This is a genomic window from Actinoplanes couchii, from assembly GCF_016862075.1.
In the GTDB taxonomy this organism is placed as follows: Bacteria; Actinomycetota; Actinomycetes; order Mycobacteriales; family Micromonosporaceae; genus Actinoplanes; species Actinoplanes couchii.
Window position 1 is genome coordinate 36,983 of the sequence record NZ_BOMG01000040.1, and the last position, 26,025, is coordinate 63,007.

Below are 26,025 nucleotides of genomic sequence, written 5' to 3' on the forward strand. Positions count from 1 at the left end.
GAGTGCATCGTGAGCTCTGACCAGCACATCTCCGTTTTCGACCTGTTCTCGATCGGTATCGGCCCGTCGAGTTCGCACACCGTCGGGCCGATGCGGGCGGCCCGGATGTTCGCCGCCCGGGCCGGTTCGATCCCCGGCGTGACCCGTGTGCGCGCCGAGATGTTCGGTTCGCTGGGCGCGACCGGGCACGGGCACGGCACTCCGAAGGCCGTACTGCTGGGCCTGGAGGGCGACAGCCCGGAGACCGTGGACGTGATCGCCGCCGACGCCCGGGCCGCCCGGATCCACGCCGACGGCCGGCTGCGGCTGATGCGCGAGCGCGAGATCGGCGTCGACCTGGTGCTGCACCGCCGCAAGTCCCTGCCGGGCCACCCGAACGGGATGCTGTTCACCGCGCTGGACGCGACCGGTACCGAGTTGCTGCGACGGGTCTACTTCTCGGTCGGCGGCGGATTCGTGGTGGATTCGGTCGGCGGGTCCGGTGGGACGATCGCACCCCACCGTTACTCATCGGCCGCCGAGCTGCTGGCCGAGACGAACGCCACCGGGCTGTCGATCTCCCGGTTGATGCTGGCGAACGAGGGCGTCCGGCGTACCGAAGCGGAGATCAAATCCGGTCTGCTGGACATCTGGCAGGTGATGAACGACTGCATCGACGCCGGGCTGGACGCGGAGGGCGTACTGCCCGGGGGTCTGAAGGTCCGTCGCCGGGCCGCCACCACCGCCCGGCAGTTGCGGGTCGCCGGGGACCGCGCCGAGCTGGCGATGGAGTGGCTGACCGTCTACGCGATGGCGGTGAACGAGGAGAACGCGGCAGGCGGCCGGGTGGTGACCGCGCCCACCAACGGCGCGGCCGGCATCATCCCGGCGGTGCTGCGCTACTACCTGGACTTCGTGCCGGGTGCGGACAAGGAGGGTGTGGTCCGCTACCTGCTGACCGCGGGCGCGATCGGGCTGCTGTTCAAGCGCAACGCCAGCATCTCCGGGGCCGAGGTGGGCTGTCAGGGTGAGGTGGGGTCGGCGTGCGCGATGGCGGCGGCCGGGCTGGCCGAGGTGCTGGGCGGCACGCCGGAGCAGGTGGAGAACGCCGCCGAGATCGGGATGGAGCACAACCTGGGCCTGACCTGCGATCCGGTCGGTGGCCTGGTACAGATCCCGTGCATCGAGCGCAACGGCATGGCCGCGGTGAAAGCGGTGACCGCGGCCCGGATGGCGTTGCGGGGCGACGGCCGGCACCACGTCTCCCTGGACAAGGTCATCAAGACCATGAAGGAGACCGGCGCCGACATGAAGGACAAGTACAAGGAGACCGCGCGGGGCGGGCTCGCGGTGAACGTCATCGAGTGCTGACGTTTCCTGTCCTTGACAAGAAAGTGACGGGCATCAACACTTCGAAACATTCCCCCGTAGCGTTAGCGCTAACATTTGTTCGGAGATCTGATGCCCCGAATCCTCACCCGCATCAGCAACATCCTCGCCACCTCCGTCCTGTTCCTCGCCGGCCTGGCCGCCCCCGCCAGCGCCCTCGACCCGTTCACCGGCTACCTGATGGCACACTTCATCGGGGAGTCGGCCCGTGGCGAGCAGATCTATCTCGCCCACAGCAAGGACGGTCTGAACTGGACCGACTTGAACGCCGGCGGCCCCGCGCTGCTGTCCACCGTCGGCACCAAGGGCGTCCGGGATCCCGCGATCGTCCGTTCCCCCAACGGTGACAAGTACTGGATCATCGCCACCGACCTGCGGATCGCCAGCGGCACCTCGTGGGGCGACGCCTCCACCAAGGGCAGCAAGAATCTGGTCGTCTGGGAGTCCACCGACCTGGTCAACTGGTCGGTGCCCCGCCTGATCAACGTGGCCGGGGGCATCTCCGGCGCCGGTGACGCGTGGGCGCCCGAGGCGATCTGGAACCCGGCGACAGGCGACTACGTCATCTACTGGGCGACGAACTCGACTCTCAACGGCGTCACCAAACACCGCATCTGGTACGTCCGGACCAGCGACTTCAAGACCGTGACCGCACCGCAGCTCTACATCGACCGGGGATCCGGCCAGGGCATCATCGACACCCAGATCGTCGAGGTGGCCAACAGCCTCGGCGGCTACCGCTACTACCGGGCATCGGCCGACGGGCAGATCACCATCGAGGGCGCCAACACGATCCTCGGCACCTGGACCAGGCTCGGCGACCTGCAGCACCTCGGCATCTCCAACGGCGCCACCGGCGGCAACGTCGTCGAGGGCCCGATGTGGGCGCAGACCAACGGGCAGAACGAGTGGCACCTGTGGGTCGACCAGTACGCGACCGGCCGCGGGTACATGCCGGTGCGGTCGACGAATCTGGGCGCGGCCACGAACTTCACCACCCGGACCGGCTACAGCCTGGGCACCACCACCAAGCGGCACGGGTCGATCCTGAACCTGACCGCCGCCGAGGAGACCCGGGTGCTGGCCAAGTGGGGCACGTCGGCGGTGCTGAAGCGGCTGCAGTCGTACAACAACCAGACCCGGTACGTACGCCACTCGAACTTCGACGTCCGGATCGACGCGAGCGTGAGCCCGGCCCTGGACAGCCAGTTCCGGGTCGTGCCCGGGCTGGCGAACAGCTCCGGGTACGTGTCGTTCGAGTCGGTCAACTACCCGGGCCACTACCTGCGGCACTGGGACTACGACCTGCAGCTCGCGGCGAACGACGGCACCACGGCGTTCGCGGCGGACGCCACGTTCAAGCAGGTGGCGGGGCTGGCCGACAGTTCGTGGTCGTCGTTCCAGTCGTACAACTACCCGACCCGGTACCTGCGGCACTACAACTATCTGCTGCGCATCGATCCGATCAGCACCACGACCGAGAAGGCGGACGCCACGTTCCGCGTCGTCTCCTGAGATAAGGGGCCGCCATGGCGGCCCCTTATCTTGTTGTCCGGCTGCAAGGTATCAATCAATGAAGGATGTCTCTCCCAATCCCGACAAGGCCGCACCGCCCCTGAGCCTGCTTCGCGCCTGAGGACCCGCCCGTGACCGGGGTGCCACGGTATTCGGAACGTTGGGCCAGAAACGGAACCCCGCAATTGGCAGACGCCGGCTACGAAGGAGCAAGCCACGGCATCAGGACCCCGCCCCGGCAACCCGCCGCCGGCAAACCCATCGCCATCGCCAACGGCACCGTGAACCGGCTGCTACGCGGCCTGCGCTGGCCGGTCAGCATGGCGGAGCCCTACTGACCGGCCGATGGAGAAAACTCCGGCACAGCACCATCAGCCCGAGCCGAATCGGCGACGTCGTCGCCACACGTCACCTCATGCACTTCGCATACCGATACCTACCCTAAGCTCGCTGAGATCACCTCAATGGCTTCAGACCGCAGGCGAACGCTGACCGGGCGGCACGACCGATAGTTCTTGATCACGATGGTGGAAACGAACATGGCTGGCTCCTGCGGCAACGTGAGTTCATGATCGCAGTGAATCCGCATATTAAGGTCCAAAAATCAGATCCCATTCTCGACGAGAGTCGCCCCTCGCCCTCTCAGAGGAGGGCGTGGAGCTCGGATCTGGCCGCGCCATGCCGGCCGATCGCCAAAGTCAGCCATGATCGAGTGCCGACTGGACAGGGTTGCGAGTTCAGCGACGAGTGGCCTGCCGATCACGATTGCGCGCGGAGAGCAACGCGCCAGACGCGGTGACATCGAACCCAGCAAGAAATGGTGCCCATCGGACTGATGGTCCGGTGGGCACCATTCTTACGAGCCGTCGGGGGAATCGGCGCCACACCGGTAAAGCGGCCATTTCTGGCAGGTGCGGATCATCGCCTGTTGCGTGGCGTCGGCCGCATCTTCCCGCGAGGCTCCCTGTGCGATCAGCGAGAACATGATCGGGGCGAAGTTCTGGCGTACGAACTCGTCACGCTCGTGTTCGAGAGTGAGGGCTCCGGCGGCGTTCATGGGGTGGACCACGAGAGGTACGACGCGGGTGCGGCGGACGCCCACATCCCGGTGTACGACGAACGCCTCACCGCGTACAACAGCAGGTACGGGCAGTCCGGCGGCTGGAGCGAACGAGTGCTGGCCCGGCTGCGCGGCCCGGATTCGCTGTCCGGGCGGCACGTGTTGCGTGACGTCCTGGAACGGCTGGGACTGCCGTCACGCTGAGAACTCTCATGATCGGCCGGGTGCCGACGATGCTGACCCCGTGGACGTACCGGCGAGCCCCCGGACCGGCCGGGATCTGTCCCGGCCGGTCGTCGTCGGGTTCGCCGTGCTGCTGGTGGTCTTCACCGCCGGCTGGACTGTCGGGTCGCCGGCGGTCCGCAACGGGCTGATGCTGCTCTCCAGCATCCTGGCCGCGGTGGCCATCGCGGCCGGGCTGCGCCGGCACCGGGTCACCGATCAGCGCCCGTGGCTGCTGGTGGTGCTGGCGCTGCTGCTGCTCAGCGTCGCCAACACGGCGTGGCTGATCGTCACCATGCGGCCCGGCGGCGGTGATCAGGCGCCGGACGCGCTGGCCATTCCGATGCAGCTCGGCGGCTACGTCCTGATGCTGGCCGCGAGCCTGATGATCGTGCTCCGGCACGCGCCCCGGGACGCCAGCGGCACCATCGACGCGGCGGTGTGGGGCATCGCGCTGGCCGCGCCGATGTGGGAGTTCCTGTTCCGCCCGTACCTGCTGACCGTCGGGACCGGCGGCGGCCAGCAGTCCATCGTGCTGATCCAGCTGCTGGTGCTGCTCGGGATCTGCGGCTCGCTGATCCGGGTGTCCCGGACCAGCTCGGCGAAACAGTGCCTGCGGCTGCTGTTCGCCGCCCTGGGTTTCACCATCCTCGGGATCGCCCTGGTCAACCTGGGTGCGCCGGGTGGGCAGCCGGCGCTGTGTTTTGCGCTCGGCTATCTGTCGCTGGGCGCGGCCGGCCTGCACCCGAGTGTCCGGCGGCTCAGCGAACCGGCTGCCCGGCCCGGCCAGTCCACCCCGCGTCTGCAGCTCAGCCGGCTCGGCGCGGCCCTGATGCTGACCCCGCTCTGCGGTGGCCTGGCGCAGCTGCTCGGCCAGCCCGCCGACGGGCTGCTGCTCACCGTCGGGCCGCTGCTGAGCATACCGTTGGTGCTGGTCCGGATCTCGAAGCTCAAGCAGGCGCTGGTGCATCAGGCCACCCACGACGAGCTGACCGGGCTGGTCAACCGGCGGCACCTGTTCACCGTGATGCGGACGGCGATCACCGCGCACGCGGGCGGGGCGCCCGGGGATCTGGCGCTGATCTACTGCGATCTGAACGGCTTCAAGCCGGTCAACGACGAGCACGGGCACGAGGCCGGTGACGCGATCCTGCGGGAGACGGCGATCCGGCTGGCCGAGGCGGTCCGGCCCGGTGACGTGGTGGCCCGGATCGGCGGCGACGAGTTCCTGATCTTCTGCACGGCGGCCGACGAACCTACGGTCCGGGCCATCGCCGGCCGGGCCGCGCAGGCCATCGCCGAACCGGTCGGCTGGTCCGGCCGCACCCTGCGGGTCACCGCGGCGGTCGGCACCGTCCTGTGGACCGAACGCCGGATCGTGCTGCCCGACGAACTGCTGGCGACCGCGGACGCCCGGATGTACGAGGCGAAACGTGGCACCTCACGCCGGGCCGCCTAGTCACGCCGGGCCGACCAGCGCCCGGGCCAGGGTGATCGCCGACGCGGCGGCCAGGCCCCAGAGGGCCACGGTGCGGTAGCGGGCCGGGTCGGTGAGCCTGGTGAACAGGCGGTCGCCGGCCCACCAGCCGATCGCGATGGCCGGCAGCCCGACCAGGGCGATCGCCAGCGCGCCCGCGGAGAACTGGCCGGCCAGCACAAAACCGATCACGCCGGCCGGGCCGACGATCACGAAGACCGCGGCCAGGGTGGCCCGGAACTCCCGCGGGGTCAGGCCCATCGCGCTGAACGCGGCGGCCATCGGCGGGCCGTTCACCCCGGTCGAGGTGGTCAGCACACCGGACAGGAACCCGGCGGCGACGACCGCGGGCCCACCGGAGCGGATCCGCACACCCCGCCAGATCGCGACCGCCCCGCCCAGGACACACACCGCGATCAGGATCGTCAGGGTGCGGGCCGGCAACAGCGTGAGCAGCAGCAGGCCGAACGGCAGACCGGTCAACCCCGCGATCAACACCGTTGCGGCCGTACGCCGGCGCACCTCGCCGTGGTCCTTCACCACCGCGAACAGGTTGATCACGGCGGCCAGCACGGTGGTGCCGGCGACCGCCTCGACCGGCCCGGTCAGCAGCCCGACCAACGGCACCGCGAGCAGCGAGAACCCGAACCCGGTGACTGCCTGGGCGAGCGCCGCGACGATCAGGACAGCCGCCACCCCGAGCAGCGTCGTGGTCAATCGAACACCCGCAGGTGCCGTGCCCGGGCAGCGGTCAGGTGGGCGAGCATCGCGGTCTCGGCGGCGTCCGGGTCGCCGGCCTCGACGGCGGCCGCCACCCGCTGGTGCTCGCCGACGGTGCTGCCGGTCTCGGAGTACGGAAAATACAGCCGGTGGATGTGCAGGTGCGCGTGGAGCCGGGTGATCGCGTCGCGCAGCAGCGGGTTGGCCGCACCGACCGCGACCAGGTCGTGGAAACGCGCGTCCCGGGCGGTGAACAGCGCGTGCTCCGGCCCGGACGGCTCGGGGAACGGCAGCGCCGCCTCGGTGGCGACGGCGGCGCGCTGATCGGCGGTGGCGTGCCGGGCGGCCCAGCGGGCGGCCGGCCCCTCCAGGACCATCCGCATGTCGAACATCTGGGTGAACTCGTCCCGGGTGAGCAGCGGGCTGACCGTGTAACCGGCGAGCGGCCGTTTCCGGACCAGCCCTTCGGACTCCAGCCGGGCCAGGGCCTCGCGGACCGGGGTGGGCGACACCTGCAGCTCGCGGGCGAGCGCGTCGATGTTGAGCCGGTCCTCGGGCGCGAGCCGGTGGTCCAGGATGAGCGACTTCAGCGACTCGTGGACGTCGTCGCTGAGGACTGAGCGGCGGATCATTTCTCTTCCCTGCCGGTTGACTTTCCGCATCGACACCCGTTAAACAGTTTCGTAGATCCTATAGGATCTACGAAAGGACCCGGTCAGTGGATCCGTTCTCCCCCGTGATCGACGCGCATCAGCACTTCTGGACCGCCGGCTATCCGTGGCTGCCGGACGAGTTGCGGCAGGACTTCGGGCCGGCCGACCTGCTGCCGCATCTGGCCGCCGCCGGGTTCACCGGGACCGTGCTGGTCGAGGCCGGGCTCTGCACCGGCGACGAGACGATCCGGTTCCTGGAACTGGCCGCGGCCACGCCGGAGATCGTGGCGGTGGTCGGCTGGGCGTCCCTGACCGATCCGGATCTCGCGGAGACCTTGGCGGCCCATCGCCGCCGGACCGGGGGCGGGTTGCTGGCCGGGGTCCGCGACCAGGTCCAGGCCGGTCCCGACGACCTTCTGGACCAGCCTGCGGTACGCCGGGGCCTGGCCACCGTGGCCGCGGCCGGACTGGTCAACGAACTGGTCGTGCGCAGCGCACAGCTGCCGTCGGTGGCCCGGGCGGCCGCCGACCTGCCGGAGTCCACGTTTGTCCTGGACCACCTGGGCAAGCCGTCGATCGCCGGCGGCGAGCTGGAGCAGTGGCGGGATCTGATCACGCCGGTGGCCGCCCGCCCGAACGTGACGGCGAAACTCTCCGGCCTGGTCACCGAGGCCGGCCCGGCGTGGACCGCGGACGATCTGCGGCCGTTCGTGGAGACGGCGCTGGAGTTGTTCGGCCCGGACCGGCTGATGTTCGGCTCGGACTGGCCGGTGTGCCGGCTGACCGCCACGTACCAGCAGGTGGTGGACGTGACGGCGGAGCTTCTGGGCGGTCGCCCGGACGGGATCTTCGGGCGCAACGCGGCCCGTGTCTATCGATGGGAGCGGTAGTTGAGGTATCTACGGGTGGGCCCGCCCGGCGCGGAACGTCCGGTTCTCTGGTCCGAGGGCTCGCTCTACGACCTGTCTTCGGTGACCGCCGACATCGACGCGGCGTTCCTGGCCGCGGGCGGTTTCCGGGGTGATCCGGCCGACCTGCCGGCGGCCGATGTGGACGGCGCCCGGGTGGGCCCGCCGATCGTCTTCCACGAGGCGCCGAACACCGTGGCCGGGCCGGAGGACGACATCGCCCTGCCGCGCAACTCCGGGCGTACCGACGGGGAGGTGGAGCTGGGCGTGGTGATCGGCCGTACCGCCCGGTACCTCTCCTCCCCCGCGGAGGCGCTTGCCGGCGTCGCCGGATACGCGCTGGTCGACGACGTGTCGGAGCGGGAGTTTCCGTTCGACAGGTCCGGCGGGCAGTGGTCCAAGGGCAAGTCGTGCGAGACGTTCAACCCGCTCGGGCCGTGGCTGATCACGCCGGACGAGGTCACCCTCCCGCTGCGCCTGCGGTCGGTGGTCAAGGGATGAGGGTCGTCTCGGTCAGCAGTCACGACATCCGGTTCCCGACGTCGCTCTCCCTGGACGGGTCGGACGCGATGAACCCGGATCCGGATTATTCCGCGGCTTATGTCGTACTGAAAGCGGATGAAGGTTTGGAAGGTCATGGTTTCACCTTCACCATCGGGCGGGGCAACGAGGTCTGCCGGGCGGCGCTGGACGCTCTCGCGCCGCTGATCATCGGCGCGGACCTGTCGGACCTGGGGGATTTCTCCCGACGGCTCACCCATGACTCGCAGATCCGCTGGCTCGGGCCGGAGAAGGGTGTCATGCACCTCGCCGCCGCCGCGGTGATCAACGCGGCCTGGGACCTGGTCTCCCGCCAGGCCGGAAAGCCACTGTGGCGGTATTTGTCGGAGATGTCGCCCGACGAGCTGGTGAACCTGGTCGACTTCCGGTACCTGACCGACGCGATCACCCCGGCGGCCGCCCGCGATCTGCTCACCGACGCGGTGCCGGGACGGGCGGAACGCGCGGCGCATATCCAGCAGATCGGATACCCGGCCTATACGACGTCGGCGGGCTGGCTCGGCTACTCCGACGAGAAGATCGACAGGTTGGCGCGGGAGGCCGTCGCGGCCGGCTTCCGGCAGATCAAACTCAAGGTCGGTGCGGATCAGGCCGATGACGTACGCCGATTCGCTCTGGCCCGGGCAGCGGTCGGCCCGGACATCCGGATCGCGGTCGACGCCAACCAGCGCTGGGGTGTCGGCGAGGCCCTGGACTGGATGGCCGCGCTCGCCCCCTACGACCCGTGGTGGATCGAGGAACCGACCAGCCCCGACGACATCCTGGGACACGCCGCGATCCGCCGGGGCCTGCTGACGGCGGCGCCCGGTGGCGGCCCGATCCGGGTGGCGACCGGCGAGCACGTGCAGAACCGGATCGTCTTCAAGCAGCTGCTGCAGGCCGGCGCGATCGACTTCGTGCAGCTCGACGCGTGCCGGGTGGCCGGGGTGAACGAGAACATCGCGATCCTGCTGCTGGCCGCGGTCTTCGGCAAACCGGTGTGCCCGCACGCCGGTGGGGTCGGCCTGTGCGAGGCGGTGCAGCATCTGTCCTTCTTCGACTACGTGGCGGTGTCCGGGAGTCTCGACGACCGGGTCATCGAGTACGTGGATCACCTGCACGAGCACTTCATCGACCCGGTCGTGATCGAACGGGGCGCCTACCGGGCTCCGTCCGCGCCCGGTTCCTCGACCCGGATGCGGCCGGAATCGCTGCTCCGGTATTCGTACCCGGAGGGGGCGGCATGGAGCTGAACGGTTTCGTCGCGGCGATCACCGGCGGCGGCTCGGGCATCGGGGCGGCCACCGCACGACGGCTGGCTCTGGCCGGGGCGAAGGTCGGGATCCTCGACCTGAACCCGGGAGCCGGCCACTTCATCAAGTGCGACGTGTCCGACGGCGGATCACTGGACGCGGCGATGTCCGAGCTGGCCGGGGCGTACGGCGGCATCGATTTTCTGATCAACAGTGCCGGGATCAGCTCGGTCGGCACGGTCGAGGACAACGACGACGCCGAGTGGGCACGCGTCCTGGACGTGAACGTCACCGGGATCGCCCGCGCCTCCCGAGCAGCACTGCCCTACCTGCGGCGCAGTAGGAGCCCGGTGATCGTGAACCTGTCGTCGATCGCGGCGAACGCCGGCCTGGTGCAGCGAGCGCTCTACTCGGCGTCGAAGGGCGCGGTGCACGCGCTCACCCTGTCGATGGCCGCCGACCTGGTCGGCGAGGGGATCCGGGTGTGCTGTGTGGCGCCGGGCACGGTGGACACTCCGTGGGTCGGGCGGCTGCTGGCGCGCACCGAGGACCCGAGGGTGAGAAGGCGCGGCTCGCCGCGCGGCAACCCACGGGACGCCTGGTGAGCGCGGACGAGGTGGCCGCGGCGATCCAGTACCTGGTCTCGCCGGCGTCGGGCGCCACCACCGGGATGTCGCTTGCCGTGGACGGCGGCATGTCCGATCTGCGGCTGCCCCGGTGAGAGCGCTGACCTGATCAGCCCGCCAGCTGATCAGGCCGCGCGGATCCCGGCCCCCCGGTGGAACCCGCGGGTAGAAAGTTAATCCGGAATCGCACCGTCGTCATCCACCTGAGGATGGAGACCGGGGTAAACCCATGCGGTAGACGGGTTAGGGTTCGTCGATGCCTGCCCTCCCCCTGTTCGCCGACGGCGCCCTGGCCGTGGCGATGTCCGCGATCAGCCTGCTGCTCGCCCGGGAGACCCCGGTCGAGCAGTGGACGCCGCTGGACGGGTGGTCGGTGCTGCTCATCCTGGCCGTCACGGTGCCGTTGGCCCTGCGCCGACGGGCACCGGGCGTGGTCCTGGTGTGGGGGCACGTGGTCTGGTTCGGCTATGTGAGCCTGGGTTACTGGCCGGTTGTCATCGCGTACCCGCTGCTGATCGCTCTGTACACCGCCGCCGCCGTGGGTCCGCGATGGACCGCGCCCACCGGAGTCGTCCTCGGCACCGCCGTCTGGATCTACGGCGGCTGGGTCACCCCCGGCTCGTCGATCGCCAGCGTGATCGGGCAGGGCCTGGCGATCCCGCTCGTGGTGTGGTGGATCGGGCACGGCGCCCGGCAGCTGGAGGTCACCAACCGGCGGCTCGCCGACGCCACCGAGGAGTTGCGGCGCGGGCAGGCCGACCTGGCCCGGCGGGTGCTCGTCGACGAGCGGGTGCGGATCGCCCGCGAACTGCACGACGTGGTCGCCCACCACATGTCGGTGATCTCGGTGCAGGCCGGGCTGGCCCGGTACGTGCTGCGCTCCGACCCGGACACCGCGCACGGCGCCCTGGACGCGGTGCTGACCACCAGCACCGAGGCGCTCGACGAGCTGCGCCGCATGCTCGGGCTGCTCCGGCTGGGGCGGGAGGCCGACGAGGCCGACATCAGGCAGCCGCTGCCCGGCCTGGAAGGGCTGCCCGATCTGACCGCCCGGGTCGCGGGCGCCGGGCTGCCGGTGACGCTCACCGTCGAGGGGACGTCCCGGCCGCTGCCGCCCGGTATCGCGCTGACCGCCTACCGGATCGTGCAGGAGTCGCTGACCAACGCGATCAAACACGCCGGGCCGGCCCGTGCCACCGTGCTCGTGCGGTTCTCCTCGTCCGGGCTGGCGATCACGGTGACCGACGACGGCGTCCCGGCGGGCGGATCCCCCGGCACCGGGCACGGCCTGGTAGGGCTGCGGGAACGGGTCGCGCTCTACGGCGGAACCTTCGATGCGGGTCCACAGGGGACGGATGGGTTCCGGGTCTCCGCTACGCTGCCGTACCCATGACCAGTGTGCTCGTAGTCGACGATCAGGATCTGATCCGGGCCGGACTGGTCGCCCTCATCCACGCCGCGCCCGGGCTCGAGGTCGCCGGGCAGGCCGCCGACGGGCTGACCGCGGTCGCCCTCGCCGCCACCCTGCAACCGGACGTGGTGCTGATGGACATCCGGATGCCCGGCCTGGACGGGGTGGCCGCCACGTCGCGGATCCTCGGCGGCACCCGCACCCGGATCCTGGTGCTCACCACGTTCGACCTGGACGAGTACGTCTACGCCGCGCTGCGCAACGGGGCCAGCGGATTCCTGCTCAAGGACATCAGCCCGGAACGGCTCATCCAGGCCATTCACACCACCGCCGCCGGGGACACCATCTTCGCGCCGAGTGTGACCCGGCGGCTGATCGAGGCGTACACGCACACCGGCGCCTCGACAGGTGTCCCGTCCGTTCTGGCCGCGCTGACCGGACGGGAGCTGGAGGTGTTGCGGCTGGTCGCGACCGGGCGGTCCAATGCCGACATCGCCGCCGACCTGACACTCGGTGAGGCGACGGTGAAAACCCACCTCAACCGGCTGATGGCCAAACTGGGACTGTCCAGTCGCGCCCAAGCGGTGGTGACCGCCTACGAGTCCGGGTTGGTGGTGCCGGGGGCCCTCTGAGCCCCCGGCATCCTCCTTATTCGCGGATCGCCTCTACCCGGACCACTGCTCCGGGCGGGGCCGGCGGCACCAGCGTGCCGTCGATGCGCTCGCCGTCGACCAGCAGATGTGTCACCCGGCCGGCGCCCCGGACGGTGATCTCGTAGGTGGCGCCGCGGAACGTGCGGGTCGCCTCGAAACCGGGCCAGTCCCCCGGCAGCACCGGGTCGATCCGCAGGCCGGCGAAGTCCGGGCGGACACCCAGGATCCACTGGGTGATCGCCACGAAGTTCCAGGCCGCGGTGCCGGTCAGCCACGAGTTCTTGGCCTCGCCGTGGGTCGGCGCGTCCCTACCGGCGATCATCTGGGCGTAGACGTACGGCTCGGTCCGGTGCACCTCGCTGATGGCCTCACGCGCCGACGGGTTGATCCGGCGGTAGTAGTCGTACGCCCGCTCGCCGTTGCCCACCATCGCCTCGGCGATCATGATCCACGGGTTGGTGTGGCAGAAGATGCCCGCGTTCTCCTTGTAACCCGGCGGGTACGAGGAGATCTCCCCCAGCTCGATCCGGTAACTCGAGTAGGCCGGCTGCTGCAACACGATCCCGTGCGGAGTGGCCAGCCGCTCGGCCACACTGTCCAGGGCTTTTGTGGCCAGCCCGTCGTCCAGGCCGACCCCGCCGAGCACGCAGATGCCCTGCGGCTCGATGAAGATCTGCCCCTCGTCGTTCTCACCCGAGCCGATCACGTTGCCGTGGAAGTCGTACGCCCGCCGGAACCAGGAACCGTCCCAGCCGTGCTCGGTGATCGTGCCGGCCATCTTCTCCGCCGCCGCCCGGTAGACGACCTCCTCGCCGTCCTGCCCGCGCAGTCCGGCGATCACCGCCAGCTCCTTGGCCGCGAGCACGAACAGACCGGCGATGAACACCGACTCGGCCACCCCGCCGGAGGCGTTCTCGGTGGTCTGGAACGGCTCGCCCGGGGTGTCCGAGAAGCAGTTCAGGTTCAGGCAGTCGTTCCAGTCGGCGCGGCCGATCAGCGGCAGCCCGTGCGGGCCCAGCCGGTCCAGGGTGTATCGCAGGCTGCGCTGCAGGTGCTCGTAGAGACTCCGCTCCGACCCCTCGACGTTGTCGAACGGCACCTGCTCGTCCAGGAACGCGTGGTCGCCGGTCTCCTTCAGGTACGCCGCCACGCCCAGGATCAGCCACAACGGGTCGTCGTTGAAGCCGTCGCCGATGTCGTTGTTCCCGCGTTTGGTCAGCGGCTGGTACTGGTGGTACGCACCGCCGTCCGCCTTCTGGGTGGCCGCGATGTCCAGGATCCGCTCCCGGGCCCGCTCCGGGATCATGTGCACGAACCCGAGCAGGTCCTGGTTGGAGTCCCGGAAACCCATGCCCCGGCCGATGCCCGACTCGTAGAACGACGTCGAACGGCTCAGGTTGAAGGTGGCCATGCACTGGTACGCGTTCCAGACGTTGACCATCCGGTTGGTGTCGCCGTCCGGGGTGCGCACGGTCAGCGAGCCGAGCAGGTCGTCCCAGTAGGCGCGCAGGTCGTCGAAGCCACGTTGCACCCGGGCGCCGTCGAGCCAGCGGTCGATGATCGGGCGGACCCGCGTCTTGTTCAGGGTCTGCGAACCCGGCGGGTCGAACTTGTCGTCCCTCGGGTTCTCGGCATACCCCAGCACGAAGATCACTTCGCGGGTCTCGCCCGGCTCCAGTCTGACCTTGACGTGGTGGCTACCCACTGGCTGCCAGCCATGCGCGATGCTGTTCTTCGCCGTCCCGCTCTCCACGGCGATCGGCCGATCCCAGCCCCGGTAGGGCCCCAGGAACGATTCCCGCTGCGTCTCGAATCCGACCAGGTCCTCGGTGGCCGACGTCGCGAAGTAGGCGAAGTGGTCGCGGCGCTCGCGGTACTCGGTCTTGTGGTAGATCACGCCGTCGACGACTTCGACCTGGCCGGTGTTGAAGTTCCGCTGATAGTTCGTGGCGTCGTCCTGGGCGTCCCAGAGACAGAATTCGACGGACGAGAAAAGCGACAAATCCGCATTTTCCGTACGATCATTCGTTACGCGCACACGCCAGACCTCGAGCGTCTCGTTCAGTGGCGCGAAGTAGAGCGTCTCGGCCCGGATTCCACCCCGGGACGACGCGATCTTCGTGTACGACAGTCCGTGCCGGCACTCGTAGTCGTCGAGTTCCCGCTCCGGAGTCGGCTGCCAGGTGGGCGACCAGTAGTCACCGCTCGCGTCGTCACGTACGTACACGTAACGCCCACCCAGATCCAGTGGCGCGTTGTTGTAGCGGTACCGGGTCAGCCGCCGCAGCCGGGCGTCACGGTAGAACGAGTACCCACCACCGGTATTGGACACGATCCCGAAGTAGGCGTCCGTACCGAGGTAGTTGATCCACGGCAGCGGCGTGTCCGGCCGATCGATGACGTACTCACGCTGCTCATCGTCGAATTGCCCGTAGCGCAACAGGTCCTCCCGCGTAGCCAGTCGTTCCCGCCCGGCCCATCGCCGTCGGCCTGGGAGCGCTTTCTGGGAGCGCTCCCATAACCAAACATTTTACCGCCCCAACCGCCACTTGAGACCAGTCCGAAAAGCCCCTTCCCTTCCACCGGCCTCACACGCTGTCCGACTCGCCACCGCCACCCGGTGATCCCCTTTACTCCCGCCCGAACGGGAGGCACGAGACAAGAGAGGCGAAGATGGCCGGCATCCCCCTACCCGTCGCTGAGCTGCTTTATCTGAACTACTTCAGATACGCTGAAAACATGACGGTGCAGAGTTTCTCCTACAGTGCGTTCCTCCGAGGCCCGTCGCAGGTCCTGCCGTCCCTGACCGACGCCGATGTCATCCTGGAACGGCGCGACGAGGAGAATCTCGTCCTCACCCGGGCCGAGCGCTTCGAAGCCGTCTCGACCGGCCTCCGCATCGCGGCGCGGTCGCTGGCGATCCTCGCCCGGCGCCATCAGGACCTGGCCGAAGAGGCACTCGCCGAGGAACTGCCCTGGCTGACCTGGCTACCGGCCGAGGAGCGCGTCACCTGCGTCCGGGAACTACTCGCCGATCTGCTGGCCGGCGCCGACACGGGCCTCCTGATCCCGTTCGCCCGCAATCTCGCCTCGTGGCGGTCGACGGCCGAGGCGTGGTCCGACCCGGAGCTCGCCCGTAGGCTGCAGGGTCCGTTCGCCGGCGACGGCCCCACCATCGGGCGGCCCGCCGAGATCCCCACATGAGCGGACGCGGCGCCGAGATCCCCCGCCCCAGACCGTGGACCGTGCGCGCGGCAGATCGTCAGGCCTTCGTGGGATGGCAGCGGCTGCTGAGCGCGGTCCCGGACAACCTGGACCGTGCATGGACGGCCATGACCAGCGATCCCCGCCACGTCGACCGGCGCCAGCACCCGCTGAAAGGACAATTGGGCGTCGTGAAGCTCGGCGGAGCGGCACTCGAACAGTGGCAGTTCGAGGTGACCGGCGCGGGCCGCATCTGGTACGCCATCGACGACGGCAACCGCACGCTGTGGATCACGCAGGCCGGCACGGGACACCCGAAGCAGACCGACACCCGGGGCAGGTAGCGACCCCTTTCTCCGGACCTGGTCAAGGCTCCGGCACCCTGCCTGCGGTGATGTTGACATCGACGGTCGCGGGACTCACTCTGTAATCCAAAGTTTTCTGGGATGCAGAGGATCGTATGAACGGGAACGAAAAGGACGCCTCGGCTGTGCTTGCTGAGATGGGGGCGCTTCGGGCCCGGAGCCGGAAGATCGGGCGGGGTGGCGCTTGGCTGCCTGCTCTTGTGCTCGCCGCGCTGCCGGTGTTGAGCATCGTGTTGTACCGGAGTCCCTTCTCCTCGGTGCTCGACCGGGGCGGGGACGGGAACGGAGGTGGCGGGAGTGTCGGGTACCCGTACTGGGCCGGGCTTCCCGAGCAGCAGCGCAACAGCATGGGGTCCTTCCTGTTCTGGATGGTCGCCGCGCCTCTGGCGTTCACCGTGGTCGCGCACTGGTACCGGCGGCGGGAACGGGAGCACGGCGTCCGGGTGGCCTGGAAGGTTCCGGCCACGGCCAACGGGATCGCGCTGTTCCTCCTGCTGGCGCTGATCGCGGCGCCGACCGGCCAGCCCACCTTCACCACCTCGTGGTGGCAGGGGCTGCTGACTCCGCTGCTCGGTGTCGCGGTGGCCGCGATCGCGCTCGGGGTGGTCGAGCGCAGCCCCGGCATCGCGCTGTCCGGCGCGTGGATGGCTGCCGTAGCCTGGCAGTTCTGTGCCATGGGTCAGGTGGGAGGGCTTTTCGGATGGCAGACGTGGGTGCTGGGTGGCGGGTCCGGCCCGGCACTGGGTGGCCAGTTGACGATTCTGGGGTTGGACCAGCCGGGGCCGGCGCTGCTGTTCATGTCGCTTCCGCTGCTGCTCACCGGCCTCTTCCGGGCTTTCCGCGCGCGCTCGGCGCGCTGAGGTGAGCAGGAAACCCGAGGCCGAAGCTGCGGTGGGCGGGACTCCGGCTCATCCGGCGGTGGGGCTGGACGACGTCACGCATCAGCGGGTTCGGCTCGGGGTTCTGGTGATGCTCGCCGAGATTCCGGTGTGCGCGTTCTCGACGTTGCGTTCCGAGCTGCGCCTGACCGACGGCAACCTGAACCGGCACGTGCAGGTTCTGGTCGACGCCGGCCTGGTCACACTGACCAAAGGGTACGAGGGGAACCGGCCGCGCACCTGGGTGAAGCTCACCCGTGACGGCCGGCGTGCCCTCCGCGACGAACTGTCCGCTCTGGAACAGTTGACCGCCCGGCTGCAGGCGGCGGATCTCGACGATTGACCGGCGGCTACGGGGTCCAGGGGTTGGCGACGGTCCACGAGCTGTCGGCGGTCAGGGTCAGCGGTCGATCAGCGCCGGTGCCGGCACCGGAGGCGATGTGTGCCTGGGCGTCGTAGTGACGGAGGAAGCTTCCGGGGAAGTTCAGCGATTCGAAGGTGACGCCGGTGCCGCTCAGGCCGGGCCGGGCGCAGAACGTGGCGTCGGCCGCGAACAGTGATGATCCGTCGTTCGACGCCAGGCGGATGCGACCGGCGGCGTGCCGCAGGTACTGGCCGGGATAGTTGACCGACTCGAACGTGTAGCAGGAATTGTCGGCCAGCCCCCGGCGCAGCGTGAACGTGGCGTCCGCCTTCAGCAGGGCGCTGCTGCCGGAGTTCACCACCTCGGTCCAGCCCAGACTGTCGGCGTGCCGCAGGTAGCGGTCGGTGTAACCCCACGTGGCCACCTGCAGTGAACGCCGGACGTCGAACGGCAGCAGCACCGAGCTCCGCCACCGGGCCGGCTCGGACACGTTCCAGGTGGCGTCGGCGGCGAACGACGCGGATCCGTCGCCGGCGGCCAGGTAGACGTTCTCCGAAGCGTGCCGCAGGTACGAACCCGGGTTGTTGAACGACTCGAACGACACGCCGCCGGAGGCCAGGCCGGGGCGCGCGCACCAGGTGGCGTCGCCGGCGTCGGGAGCGGCGTCGATGCGGACCCGGCCGGAGGCGTGCCGCAGGTACTGGCCGGGGAAGTTGACCGACTCGAACGAGTAGCAGCGCGGATCGGCCAGACCGGCGACGGTACGGAACGACGCGTCCTGCCGCGGCCCGTCACCGCTGATCACGTCGGTGCGGGCCAGCGACGAGGCGTGCCGCAGGTACCGGTCGGTGTAGCCGGGCGTGGTGACCCGGAACGAGCGCACGTGCCCGAGACTGAGCGGCACCGTCGCGTTCTGGTTGCGTGAGGCCCGGATCAGATCGGTCAGCGCCGACCGTACGGCCGCGGTGTCGACCTTTTGAATCTGCCGGTCGTAGGTCAGGAGGCCGTTGTACTCCCCCTCCAGGTCGGTGATCTCGGTGTAGACGAAACCGGACAGGCCCTTGGTGGTGAGCAGCCGCTGCGAGTCGCGGATCATGCCGGTGAACCGGTCGGTGAGCTGGGCGCCGCTGAAGACCTGCTCGTAGGCGAAGTACTGCCCGTTCGGGCTGTACTCGTGGCCGGGTGTGCGCAGCCCGATGCCGCCGAACTCGCCGAGGATCGACACCCGCGACGACGACGGTTGCGGGGCGTCCGGTCCGGTGTAGACGTGCCAGTCGATCATGTCGCCGGTACCGGGGTCACCCTGGGAGGCGCAGCAGTTGAAGCCGCTGTGCGCGTTCATCAGCCGGGTCGGGTCGTAGGCCTTCAGCGACGAGGTCACCGAGCGGGTGTCGGCGAGACTCCACTCACCCCAGCCCTCGTTGAACGGCACGTAGGTGATCACCGACGGGAACGCCCGGTGCTCGTCGACGATCTCCCGGGCCTCGGTCTCGAACTGGGCGATCTGCGCGGCGGTCCGGTTCGCGTCGAACGGCGGGGTGGACGGCACGTCCTGCCAGACCAGCAGGCCGAGGCGGTCGGCGTGGTAGTACCAGCGGGCCGGCTCCACCTTGATGTGCTTGCGCACCATGTTGAAGCCGAGATCCTTGTGCTTCTGCAGATCGAAGGCGAGCGCGGCATCGGTGGGCGCGGTGTAGAGGCCGTCCGGCCAGAAGCCCTGGTCCAGGGTTCCGGCCTGGAAGACGAACTCGCCGTTGAGGGTCGGCCGCAGCACGCCATTGACCAGCTTCGTTCCCACTTCACGCATGCCGAAATAGTTGACGACCCGGTCGACGGTGGTTCCGGACGCGTTCCGCAACGAGATCCGCAGGTTGTACAGGAACGGATCGTCCGGGGACCAGCGGCGGGCGTTCGGCACCGGGACGGTGAAGTCGGTGAATCCCCCGGTGGCGGAACCGACCACTGCCGAGCCGTTCAGGGCTTCGGCCAGAACCGTGTGACCACTGACGTTTCCGCGGGTGAACACCCGTACCCGAACGGTGTTGCCGGTGATGTTCGGGTAGATGTCGGCGGAATAGATCGAGGACGTGGCGGTCGGCTCCAGCCAGACGGTCTGCCAGATCCCCGAACTCGGGGTGTAGAAGATGCCGCTCGGATTGTTCGTCTGTTTGCCGACCGGCTGTTTCTCACCGCGCCCGTCGGTGGGGTCGTAGACGCGGACGACGATCTCGTTGGTCCCACCGTTGAGCTGCGGCGTCACGTCGACCTCGAACCGGTCGTACCCACCCTTGTGGGTGGTGACCTGAACGCCGTTGACCCAGACCGTGGCCTCGTAGTCGACCGCGCCGAAATGCAGCTGGACCCGGCGGCCGGACCAGTTCGGCGGAACGGTGAAGGTGCGCCGGTAGAACATCAGGTCGCGGTTGTCGTTGCGCATGATCCCGGAGAGCGCGGATTCCACCGGGTAGGGCACTAGGATCCGTTCCGGCAGGGTCTGCCCGATCGGTGGCGCGGCGTTCCGGTCGACGGTTCCGCCCGTGCCGGTCGCCGGGTTGAGGAATTCCCATTCCCCGTTCAGCGACTGCCAGTCGGGGCGGGTCATCTGCGGGCGCGGATATTCCGGCAGCGGATTCGTGGTGGAGACCTGAGCGCTCCAGGGTGTGGTCAGCGGGGGTGTCTTGGGGACGATCGCGGCGGTGGCGGGGGATGCGGCTCCGGCAAGGCCGGCGGCGGCGAAAACCACCATTGCGGCGGTACGGGCTACGAGACGGCGCATGTCGCATTCATCCATCAGCGCCGATCTTCTGTCAAGGTTCCGAACAGTTTCCGGAACCTCGACAGAAGCCGCGTGGATCAGGCCGGCGGCGCACCCGACGGCGGAGTGCCGCCCGGACCGCCGCCACCCGGAGCACCGCTCGGCGGGGTGCCACCGCCGCCGGGGCCACCGCTGGGCGGGGTGCCACCGCCGCCAGGACCGCCACCACCGGCCGGGGCGGCGCCCGCGGTCGGCGTGGTGGTGGTGTCGACCGGAGCCGTCAGGGCCAGCGCGTATCCACTGGCGACGTCACCGGTCACGGTGGCGAGCTGCTTGACGGCGGCGTCGTCACCGAAGACGTTGTCCGTCTCCAGGGTGAGCTGAGCCAGGTTGGTGACCGACGACTCGTACCCGGCCTCCTGGTAGACCGTGTCGCAGTACTCCTTGGGGATCGCCACCTGGGAGGTCGCGATCGCCTTGGTGTTGTCGGTGATGCTCGCCTCGTCCGGGTACACCTCGAAGTGGATGTGCGGCCACCGCCCGGTGTAGCAGGCCGGGAAGATGCTGGTGAACTTCACCTTGCCGGCGCTGTCGGCGATCTGCACACCGCGCAGGTAGTTCTCCTCGGTGACACCCTCGGAGTACATCGAGTAGAGGCCGGCCCGGTCACAGTGCCAGACGTAGACCGCGACCCCGGCGAACGGACTGCCACCGTTCGCCAGGTCGGTGATGGTCAGCTCCAGGGTCATCGGGACGCCCTCGGCGGTGCCGGACGCGTCGCCGAAGCTGGAGCGGATGTCGCTGCGCACGATGCCGGTCTGCTCCAGCACGTCCGGCCCGTTCGAGCCGTCGCCCGGGTAGGGCCCGGCCGTCTCGTCCGGGATCTCCGTGGAGGAGGTCGAGCCCGTCCCGGTGGAGGACGTCGCCGACGCCCCGGAAGTGGACGACTCGTTGGTGCAGGCCGCCAGGCCCAGGGTTACGGCGCCGATGCCGAAGGCCCGCAGTATCTGCCGCCGGCCCATCAGGGTGCCCAGGTCGAATCCCAGCCCCTGGTCGAAGACTTCTTCGTCGGGGTGGGGCAGTGGGCGCCCCTGATAGGTCGGATTCTGCTTGGGGCTCACAATTCCTCCGATTTGCCGCTCGGTGGGTGTTACCCGAACAGATAACCAGCGGAAGCTATGGGCCTCCTGTGACGGACTGTCAACGGGGCATGAATCAGCTCGCCGTCGCGGAGTAGCTGTTGGTGACGAAGTCCTTGCCGCCGCTCGACGAGGTGATCTCGTACCCGAACTGGACCTGGCTCAGGGTCACGTCGCCGTACCAGCCACGAGTCTTGATCCAGTCCATGACGGCTTTGATGTTGACGGTGCCGGCGCTGGTGTTGCTGGTCCGGACGAACGAGAAGACCTGGTTGGAGCCGTTGGATCCGCTGTAGACGGCCCAGCTGTGGTTACCGACGGTGACGTTGGTCTGGAAGGTGCCGAGCGGGCCGACCGCACCGTACTTGTTCATCCAGAGCATGATCTCGTACGTGTGACCGTCGGCCCAGATGTCGTAGGCGCTGGTGAACGCCACCCCGCTGGTCGGCACGGTCACGTTGAAGCTGCTGGTGGCGCTCTTGAGCGCGCTGAGCCTCTTGTTCACGGTGATGCTGGCGTTGGGGTAGGACTTGATGCCGCCGGTGTTCGGGTGGTTGGCCCAGACACCCCAGTTGCTGGTGGAGTTGGCCCAGATGGTCTGCGGGCCGGCACCGCTGCCCCAGATGTTGTTGTAGATCGTGTAGGCGCCGCTGGTCCAGTTGCCCCACTGGGCGGTGCTGGACCAGACCGCGGCGTTCGCCGGGTTCGCTCCGACCAGGAGCAGGGCGGAGGCCATCAGCAGGGACAGCGCGATACGGAGTTTGCGCACGGGGATGCTCCTTGGGGGAGGAGATGATCTGATCGAAGCGCTTCGATGAATGAGCCTAGGCGATGAGGTAACAGCCGCGCAACACGACCGATCCACGCTGTCCACATAGGATCACGGACGGTGATTCTGCGGTAGGGTGATCGTTCGACGTCGATCGAGGAGGTCCCGTGGTGGAGGAGACGGTGCCGGCCGGGCTGGACACCACGACGGCCCACCCGGCCCGGCGCTACAACTACTGGCTGGGCGGCAAGGACCACTTCCCCGCCGATCGGGCCTCCGGTGACCTGATCGAGAGCGTGCACCCGACGGTCCGTCTCTCGGCCCTGGAGAACCGGGCGTTCCTGCAGCGTGCGGTGCGGTTCCTCGCCGAGGAGGCGCGGATCGGCCAGTTCCTCGACATCGGGACCGGCCTGCCCACCGCGGACAACACGCACGAGGTCGCACAGCGCCGGATGCCGCACGCCCGGATCGTCTACGTGGACAACGACCCGATGGTCAGCGTGCACGCCCGCGCCCTGCTGACCAGCACCCCCGAGGGCCGGACCAGGTACATCGAGGCGGATCTGCGGGATCCGGCCGCGATCCTGACCGACCCGCGACTGACCGAGACCCTGGACCTGGGCCGCCCGGTCGCGCTGGTGCTGATCGCGGTGCTGCACTTCATCGAGGACCACACCGAGGCCCGGGACGTGGTGCGGGAACTGCTCGCCGCCCTGCCCTCCGGCAGTTACCTGGCCGCCTCGAACTTCACCCTGGACTTCACCGCCCCGGCCAAGGCCGCCGTCGCCCGGGACATGATCGCCAGGGGCCGGTCCGACGCGCACCCGCGAACGAAGGCCCAGTTCAGCGAGTACTTCGCCGGTCTCGGCCTGATCGGCCCCGGCGTGGTCCCGGTCTCCGAGTGGCTCCCCGAGGTCCCGGCCCACCAGCGCCCGTCACCCGAGGAGATCGGCATCTACGGCGCCGTGGGCCGCAAACCCTGAACGGCGATAGCGGATCTCCTCGAGCGGGAAGCCCCGACTGGAGTCCACTTTCGCCGCACCGTCCGGCACCCAACCGGCGGCCTCGTAGAACCGCCGCGCCCGCACGTTGGACGCCAGCACCCACAGGGTCGCCTCGGTGAATCCGGACGCGGCGAGACTGCGCAACCCGGCGGCCATCAGCTCCCGCCCGGCGCCACTCCCCCAGTGCGCGTCCCGCACGTAGATCGCATAGACCTCACCGATCCCCCGCGCCGCCGGCTCCGGGTCGCGGCTGGCGGCCACCGTGATGAAACCGGCCAACCCGGACCCGGCCGGGCTGGCGGTCCCGGCCGGGTCGGAGGGGGCCCAGACGAGGATGGCGTGCGGTGGCCGGAGTTCGGACAACCACCGCCGCCAGCCCGGTTCACGCTGGGCCGGTTCGAGAGAGTTCAGGTAGTCCTGCGGGATCAGCCCCGCGTACGCCGCCTGCCAGGTCCGGACGTGGATCTCCGCCAGCTCGGCGGCGTCGGCGGGGAGCGCGGGACGGACGGGCATGGCTCAGGAGAATAGTCCGGCGTACGCGTTCAGAGCGGGCTGTCCACCCAGGTGGGCGTAGAGGACCTTGGAGTCCGCCCCGATCTCGCCCCGGCCGACCAGGTCGATCAGGCCGGCCATCGACTTGCCCTCGTAGACCGGGTCGGTGACCATGCCCTCGGTGCGGGCGGCCAGCTTCATCGCGTCCAGGGTCGCCTCGTCCGGGATGCCGTAGACGCCGCCGTGGTAGCGGTCGTCCAGGATGATCTCGTCGTCGGTCAGCTCGCGGGCGCCGATCAGCGCGGCGGTGTTCCGGGCGATCCGGGCCACCTGCGCGTGGGTCTCGGCCGGTTTCGCCGAGCCGTCGATGCCGATCACCCGGCGGGCCGGTCCGCCGGCGGCGGCGAACCCGGCGATCATGCCGGCCTGGGTGCTGCCGGTGACCGAGCAGACGATCACCGTGTCGAAGAAGACGCCCAGCCGCTTCTCCTGTTCGATCACCTCGTACGCCCAGTTGGCGAAGCCCAGCCCGCCGAGGCGGTGGTCGCTGGCGCCGGCCGGGATCGCGTACGGCGTACCGCCGTTGTCGGTGACCTCGGCCAGAGCGAGCTCCCAGCTCTCCTTGAAGCCGATGCCGAAACCGGCCTTGACCAGGCGCACGTCGGCCCCGGCGAGCCGGCTGACCAGGATGTTGCCGACCTTGTCGTAGACGCTGTCCGGCCAGTCGACCCAGCTCTCCTGCACCAGCACACACTTGAGGCCGGTGGCGGCGGCGACCGCGGCCACCTGGCGGGTGTGGTTGGACTGCACGCCACCGATCGAGACGAGCGTGTCGGCGCCCCGGGCGAGCGCGTCCGCGACCAGGTACTCCAGCTTGCGGGTCTTGTTGCCGCCGTACGCGATACCGGAGTTGACGTCCTCCCGCTTGGCCCAGATCTCGGCGCCGCCCAGGTGTCGCGTCAGCCGGTCGAGCCGGTGCACCGGCGAGGGCCCGAACAGCAGCGGGTGACGCGGGAACTCGGAGATGCCCATGAGACCACCTAACTTGTCGATCAAAGAGTGACGCTGTGGTGCAGGTGTCCCCAGATCTCGGTGTTGACGGCGACGGCGCGTGTCTCGTCGCCGGCGGCCAGGGCCGCGATCAGGTCGTCGTGCAGCCGCACCGACCGGCCGGCGTCGGCCGAGGTGAAGAGCAGGCGCTCGGCCCGCCGGACCAGTGGGGTGTAGCGCTCGACCGTGCCGGAGGCGGCGGCGTTGCCGTAGGCCAGCAGCGGGATCGCGTGCACCTCGTCGTCGGCGGCCAGGGCCGCCTCCACGTCACCGGCCGTGACGGCCGCGGCGAACCGGGTGTTGGCCCGGCGCATGGCGTCCAGGTGGTCCGGGGTCAGGGCGGTCGCCACCTGTCGTACGGCGAGATCGTGCATCGCCCCGAGCACGGCCGCCGCGTCCTCCACCTGCTTGGCCACCACCTCGGTGACCCGGGTGTAGCTCTGCGGTTTCGACTCGACCAGGCCCTCGCTGGTCAGGCGGGTGATCGCATCCCGGATCGGGGCGCGGGACAGGCCCAGGCGCTCGGCCAGGTCGTCGGGCCGCAGCGCCGAGCCGGGAGCGAGGGTGCCGTCCACGATCGCGCGGCGCAACCGACCGTAGGCGGCATCCCGCAGCAGATGCCGTCCGATGTTCTCCACAACTGAAATGTTAGATGCCAACCTGCCGGGATTTCCAGTGCACGAGGTCGGCCGGCTTGTTCGTGATGATGCCGTCGACCCGGATGGCGTCCAGGCGCTTCCAGCGGGCCGCCGAGTCCTCGGTCCAGGCGAACACCGCGACACCGGCCGTGTGCAGCCGGGCCACCACGCCCGGACGGGCCAGAAGAGCACTGCCCTTCGGGTTGTACGCGGCCAGCCCCAGCCGCTTCGACACGGCCACCGGATCCTTGTCGATCGTGGTCCGGAGCAGGGCGATCGGCAGCTCCGGGGCCAGCTGGCGGACCCGGCGCAGGGACACCTCGTCGAAGCTCTGCAGCAGGACCCGGCCGGTCATCTGCTGGGCTCTGATCACGCGTACGACAGCAAGGATCTGGGTTTTGGTGTGTGGCCCTTTGATCTCCACGATCATCCGGCCGTCGTGGCGGCGCACGTAGGCGAGCTGCTGGGCCAGGGTCGGCAGGCGCGCCCCGGTGAACCTACGGGCGAACCACGAACCGGCGTCGAGTTTCTTCAGGCGGGCCGCGGTCAGCTTGCGGATCGCGCCGGTGCCGTTCGTGGTGCGGGTGACCGTGCGGTCGTGCAGGACGAACGGGACACCGTCCCGGCTGGGCTGGGTGTCCGTCTCGATCCAGTCGGCACGCGCCGCCAGGGCCAGCCGGGTGGCGGCCAGGGTGTTCTCCGGCGCGACCGCGGAGGCGCCCCGGTGCGCGACCACGATGACCGCAGCGCCGGGCGCGCGCCCGCGGGACGGAGGGTGCGGCCTGGGCCGCCGACGGCGTGACCAGGCCGGCCAGGACCAGGAGTGCGGACAGTGCGAACGTCGAGGTTCTGCGCATGCTCGTCACGCTAGGCATCGACGATGAACCGGTCGGTAACGACGCATGTCGATGGGCGAGGGATGTCGTGACCGGGCGGCAACCCGGTCACGACAGGGATCATC

28 protein-coding genes are annotated in these 26,025 nt (G+C 69.4%); 17 read left to right on the top strand and 11 right to left on the bottom strand.

Annotation, left to right across the window (positions count from 1 at the left end; translation table 11 throughout):
* The first annotated feature begins 9 nt into the window (after positions 1-9).
* From Aco03nite_RS13905 to Aco03nite_RS13915, 3 genes are all read left to right on the top strand, one after another.
* Positions 10-1,350 (top strand): L-serine ammonia-lyase, encoded by a 1,341-nt coding sequence (locus tag Aco03nite_RS13905; protein ID WP_239145142.1) that lies wholly within the window; start codon positions 10-12, stop codon positions 1,348-1,350.
* A gap of 90 nt (positions 1,351-1,440) precedes the next feature.
* Positions 1,441-2,883 carry a glycoside hydrolase family 43 protein gene (locus Aco03nite_RS13910; RefSeq protein WP_203795494.1) on the top strand — a complete coding sequence of 481 codons (1,443 nt, stop codon included), beginning with the start codon at positions 1,441-1,443 and terminating at the stop codon, positions 2,881-2,883.
* Positions 2,884-3,068: 185 nt separating this feature from the next.
* Positions 3,069-3,221 (top strand): hypothetical protein, encoded by a 153-nt coding sequence (locus Aco03nite_RS13915; RefSeq protein WP_203795495.1) that lies wholly within the window; start codon positions 3,069-3,071, stop codon positions 3,219-3,221.
* A 518-nt stretch (positions 3,222-3,739) separates the two neighbouring features.
* Here Aco03nite_RS13915 and Aco03nite_RS13920 read toward each other — a convergent pair.
* Positions 3,740-3,940 carry a hypothetical protein gene (locus Aco03nite_RS13920; protein ID WP_203795496.1) on the bottom strand — a complete coding sequence of 67 codons (201 nt, stop codon included), beginning with the start codon at positions 3,938-3,940 and terminating at the stop codon, positions 3,740-3,742.
* Positions 3,941-3,943: 3 nt separating this feature from the next.
* Between Aco03nite_RS13920 and Aco03nite_RS13925 the strand changes: the two genes are divergently transcribed.
* Together Aco03nite_RS13925 and Aco03nite_RS13930 are read left to right on the top strand one after the other, a co-directional pair.
* A complete protein-coding gene (locus tag Aco03nite_RS13925; protein ID WP_203795497.1) occupies positions 3,944-4,147 on the top strand; it encodes a nitroreductase family protein in 204 nt (67 codons plus the stop codon).
* A gap of 40 nt (positions 4,148-4,187) precedes the next feature.
* Positions 4,188-5,624 (top strand): GGDEF domain-containing protein, encoded by a 1,437-nt coding sequence (locus tag Aco03nite_RS13930; protein ID WP_203795498.1) that lies wholly within the window; start codon positions 4,188-4,190, stop codon positions 5,622-5,624.
* Here the strand turns inward: Aco03nite_RS13930 and Aco03nite_RS13935 are convergent, their stop codons facing one another.
* Together Aco03nite_RS13935 and Aco03nite_RS13940 are read right to left on the bottom strand one after the other, a co-directional pair.
* The gene (locus tag Aco03nite_RS13935; protein ID WP_203795499.1) at positions 5,625-6,359 is read right to left on the bottom strand and encodes a sulfite exporter TauE/SafE family protein; all 735 of its coding nucleotides are present in this window, start codon (positions 6,357-6,359) and stop codon (positions 5,625-5,627) included. It lies immediately after the preceding gene.
* On the bottom strand, positions 6,356-6,994 hold the full coding sequence (locus Aco03nite_RS13940) for a GntR family transcriptional regulator (RefSeq protein ID WP_203795500.1): 639 nt from the start codon (positions 6,992-6,994) through the stop codon (positions 6,356-6,358). Before Aco03nite_RS13940 ends, Aco03nite_RS13935 begins: the two co-directional genes overlap by 4 nt.
* 86 nt (positions 6,995-7,080) lie before the next feature.
* Here Aco03nite_RS13940 and Aco03nite_RS13945 point away from each other — a divergent pair, with 86 nt between their 5' ends.
* From Aco03nite_RS13945 to Aco03nite_RS13970, 7 genes are all read left to right on the top strand, one after another.
* Positions 7,081-7,905, top strand: coding sequence for an amidohydrolase family protein (locus Aco03nite_RS13945; protein ID WP_203795501.1), 825 nt, complete (start codon positions 7,081-7,083; stop codon positions 7,903-7,905).
* Complete coding sequence (locus Aco03nite_RS13950) at positions 7,906-8,424, top strand: fumarylacetoacetate hydrolase family protein (RefSeq protein ID WP_203795502.1); 519 nt, start codon at positions 7,906-7,908, stop codon at positions 8,422-8,424.
* Complete coding sequence (locus tag Aco03nite_RS13955; protein WP_203795503.1) at positions 8,421-9,716, top strand: enolase C-terminal domain-like protein; 1,296 nt, start codon at positions 8,421-8,423, stop codon at positions 9,714-9,716. Before Aco03nite_RS13950 ends, Aco03nite_RS13955 begins: the two co-directional genes overlap by 4 nt.
* Positions 9,707-10,321 carry an SDR family NAD(P)-dependent oxidoreductase gene (locus Aco03nite_RS13960; protein ID WP_275415863.1) on the top strand — a complete coding sequence of 205 codons (615 nt, stop codon included), beginning with the start codon at positions 9,707-9,709 and terminating at the stop codon, positions 10,319-10,321. The genes Aco03nite_RS13955 and Aco03nite_RS13960 overlap by 10 nt, the downstream gene beginning before the upstream one ends.
* A complete protein-coding gene (locus tag Aco03nite_RS54045; protein WP_275415864.1) occupies positions 10,318-10,437 on the top strand; it encodes an SDR family oxidoreductase in 120 nt (39 codons plus the stop codon). Before Aco03nite_RS13960 ends, Aco03nite_RS54045 begins: the two co-directional genes overlap by 4 nt.
* 161 nt (positions 10,438-10,598) lie before the next feature.
* The gene (locus Aco03nite_RS13965; RefSeq protein ID WP_203795504.1) at positions 10,599-11,735 is read left to right on the top strand and encodes a sensor histidine kinase; all 1,137 of its coding nucleotides are present in this window, start codon (positions 10,599-10,601) and stop codon (positions 11,733-11,735) included.
* Complete coding sequence (locus Aco03nite_RS13970) at positions 11,732-12,385, top strand: response regulator (RefSeq protein ID WP_203795505.1); 654 nt, start codon at positions 11,732-11,734, stop codon at positions 12,383-12,385. Before Aco03nite_RS13965 ends, Aco03nite_RS13970 begins: the two co-directional genes overlap by 4 nt.
* 16 nt (positions 12,386-12,401) lie before the next feature.
* Here the strand turns inward: Aco03nite_RS13970 and Aco03nite_RS13975 are convergent, their stop codons facing one another.
* Entirely contained in the window at positions 12,402-14,846 is a 2,445-nt protein-coding gene (locus tag Aco03nite_RS13975) for a glycoside hydrolase family 94 protein (RefSeq protein WP_203795506.1), read from the bottom strand.
* Between the two features lie 299 nt (positions 14,847-15,145).
* Between Aco03nite_RS13975 and Aco03nite_RS13980 the strand changes: the two genes are divergently transcribed.
* From Aco03nite_RS13980 to Aco03nite_RS13995, 4 genes are all read left to right on the top strand, one after another.
* On the top strand, positions 15,146-15,610 hold the full coding sequence (locus tag Aco03nite_RS13980) for a hypothetical protein (RefSeq protein ID WP_203795507.1): 465 nt from the start codon (positions 15,146-15,148) through the stop codon (positions 15,608-15,610).
* Complete coding sequence (locus Aco03nite_RS13985; RefSeq protein WP_203795508.1) at positions 15,607-15,954, top strand: hypothetical protein; 348 nt, start codon at positions 15,607-15,609, stop codon at positions 15,952-15,954. Before Aco03nite_RS13980 ends, Aco03nite_RS13985 begins: the two co-directional genes overlap by 4 nt.
* 116 nt (positions 15,955-16,070) lie before the next feature.
* Positions 16,071-16,835, top strand: a complete 765-nt coding sequence (locus tag Aco03nite_RS13990) for a hypothetical protein (protein WP_203795509.1) — start codon at positions 16,071-16,073, stop codon at positions 16,833-16,835.
* A gap of 58 nt (positions 16,836-16,893) precedes the next feature.
* A complete protein-coding gene (locus Aco03nite_RS13995; RefSeq protein WP_239145143.1) occupies positions 16,894-17,196 on the top strand; it encodes a transcriptional regulator in 303 nt (100 codons plus the stop codon).
* A 7-nt stretch (positions 17,197-17,203) separates the two neighbouring features.
* Here the strand turns inward: Aco03nite_RS13995 and Aco03nite_RS14000 are convergent, their stop codons facing one another.
* The 3 genes from Aco03nite_RS14000 to Aco03nite_RS14010 form a co-directional block, all read right to left on the bottom strand.
* Positions 17,204-19,993: an AbfB domain-containing protein gene (locus Aco03nite_RS14000; protein WP_239145144.1), complete on the bottom strand. Its 2,790-nt coding sequence runs from the start codon at positions 19,991-19,993 to the stop codon at positions 17,204-17,206.
* A gap of 77 nt (positions 19,994-20,070) precedes the next feature.
* Positions 20,071-21,093, bottom strand: a complete 1,023-nt coding sequence (locus tag Aco03nite_RS14005) for an intradiol ring-cleavage dioxygenase (RefSeq protein WP_239145145.1) — start codon at positions 21,091-21,093, stop codon at positions 20,071-20,073.
* 94 nt (positions 21,094-21,187) lie between these two features.
* Positions 21,188-21,880, bottom strand: coding sequence for a GH12 family glycosyl hydrolase domain-containing protein (locus Aco03nite_RS14010; RefSeq protein WP_239145146.1), 693 nt, complete (start codon positions 21,878-21,880; stop codon positions 21,188-21,190).
* Between the two features lie 167 nt (positions 21,881-22,047).
* Between Aco03nite_RS14010 and Aco03nite_RS14015 the strand changes: the two genes are divergently transcribed.
* Positions 22,048-22,863 carry an SAM-dependent methyltransferase gene (locus Aco03nite_RS14015; RefSeq protein ID WP_239145147.1) on the top strand — a complete coding sequence of 272 codons (816 nt, stop codon included), beginning with the start codon at positions 22,048-22,050 and terminating at the stop codon, positions 22,861-22,863.
* Here Aco03nite_RS14015 and Aco03nite_RS14020 read toward each other — a convergent pair.
* From Aco03nite_RS14020 to Aco03nite_RS14035, 4 genes are read right to left on the bottom strand one after another with little or no spacing between them, the layout of a single operon-like run.
* On the bottom strand, positions 22,816-23,397 hold the full coding sequence (locus Aco03nite_RS14020) for a GNAT family N-acetyltransferase (protein WP_203795511.1): 582 nt from the start codon (positions 23,395-23,397) through the stop codon (positions 22,816-22,818). The two genes, Aco03nite_RS14015 and Aco03nite_RS14020, sit on opposite strands and share 48 nt — an antisense overlap.
* Positions 23,398-23,400: 3 nt before the next feature.
* Positions 23,401-24,408 (bottom strand): 1-aminocyclopropane-1-carboxylate deaminase, encoded by a 1,008-nt coding sequence (locus Aco03nite_RS14025; protein ID WP_203795512.1) that lies wholly within the window; start codon positions 24,406-24,408, stop codon positions 23,401-23,403.
* Between the two features lie 20 nt (positions 24,409-24,428).
* Complete coding sequence (locus Aco03nite_RS14030) at positions 24,429-25,064, bottom strand: GntR family transcriptional regulator (protein ID WP_203795513.1); 636 nt, start codon at positions 25,062-25,064, stop codon at positions 24,429-24,431.
* A 10-nt stretch (positions 25,065-25,074) separates the two neighbouring features.
* Positions 25,075-25,800, bottom strand: a complete 726-nt coding sequence (locus Aco03nite_RS14035; protein ID WP_239145148.1) for a glycerophosphodiester phosphodiesterase — start codon at positions 25,798-25,800, stop codon at positions 25,075-25,077.
* Between the last annotated feature and the right edge of the window lie 225 nt (positions 25,801-26,025).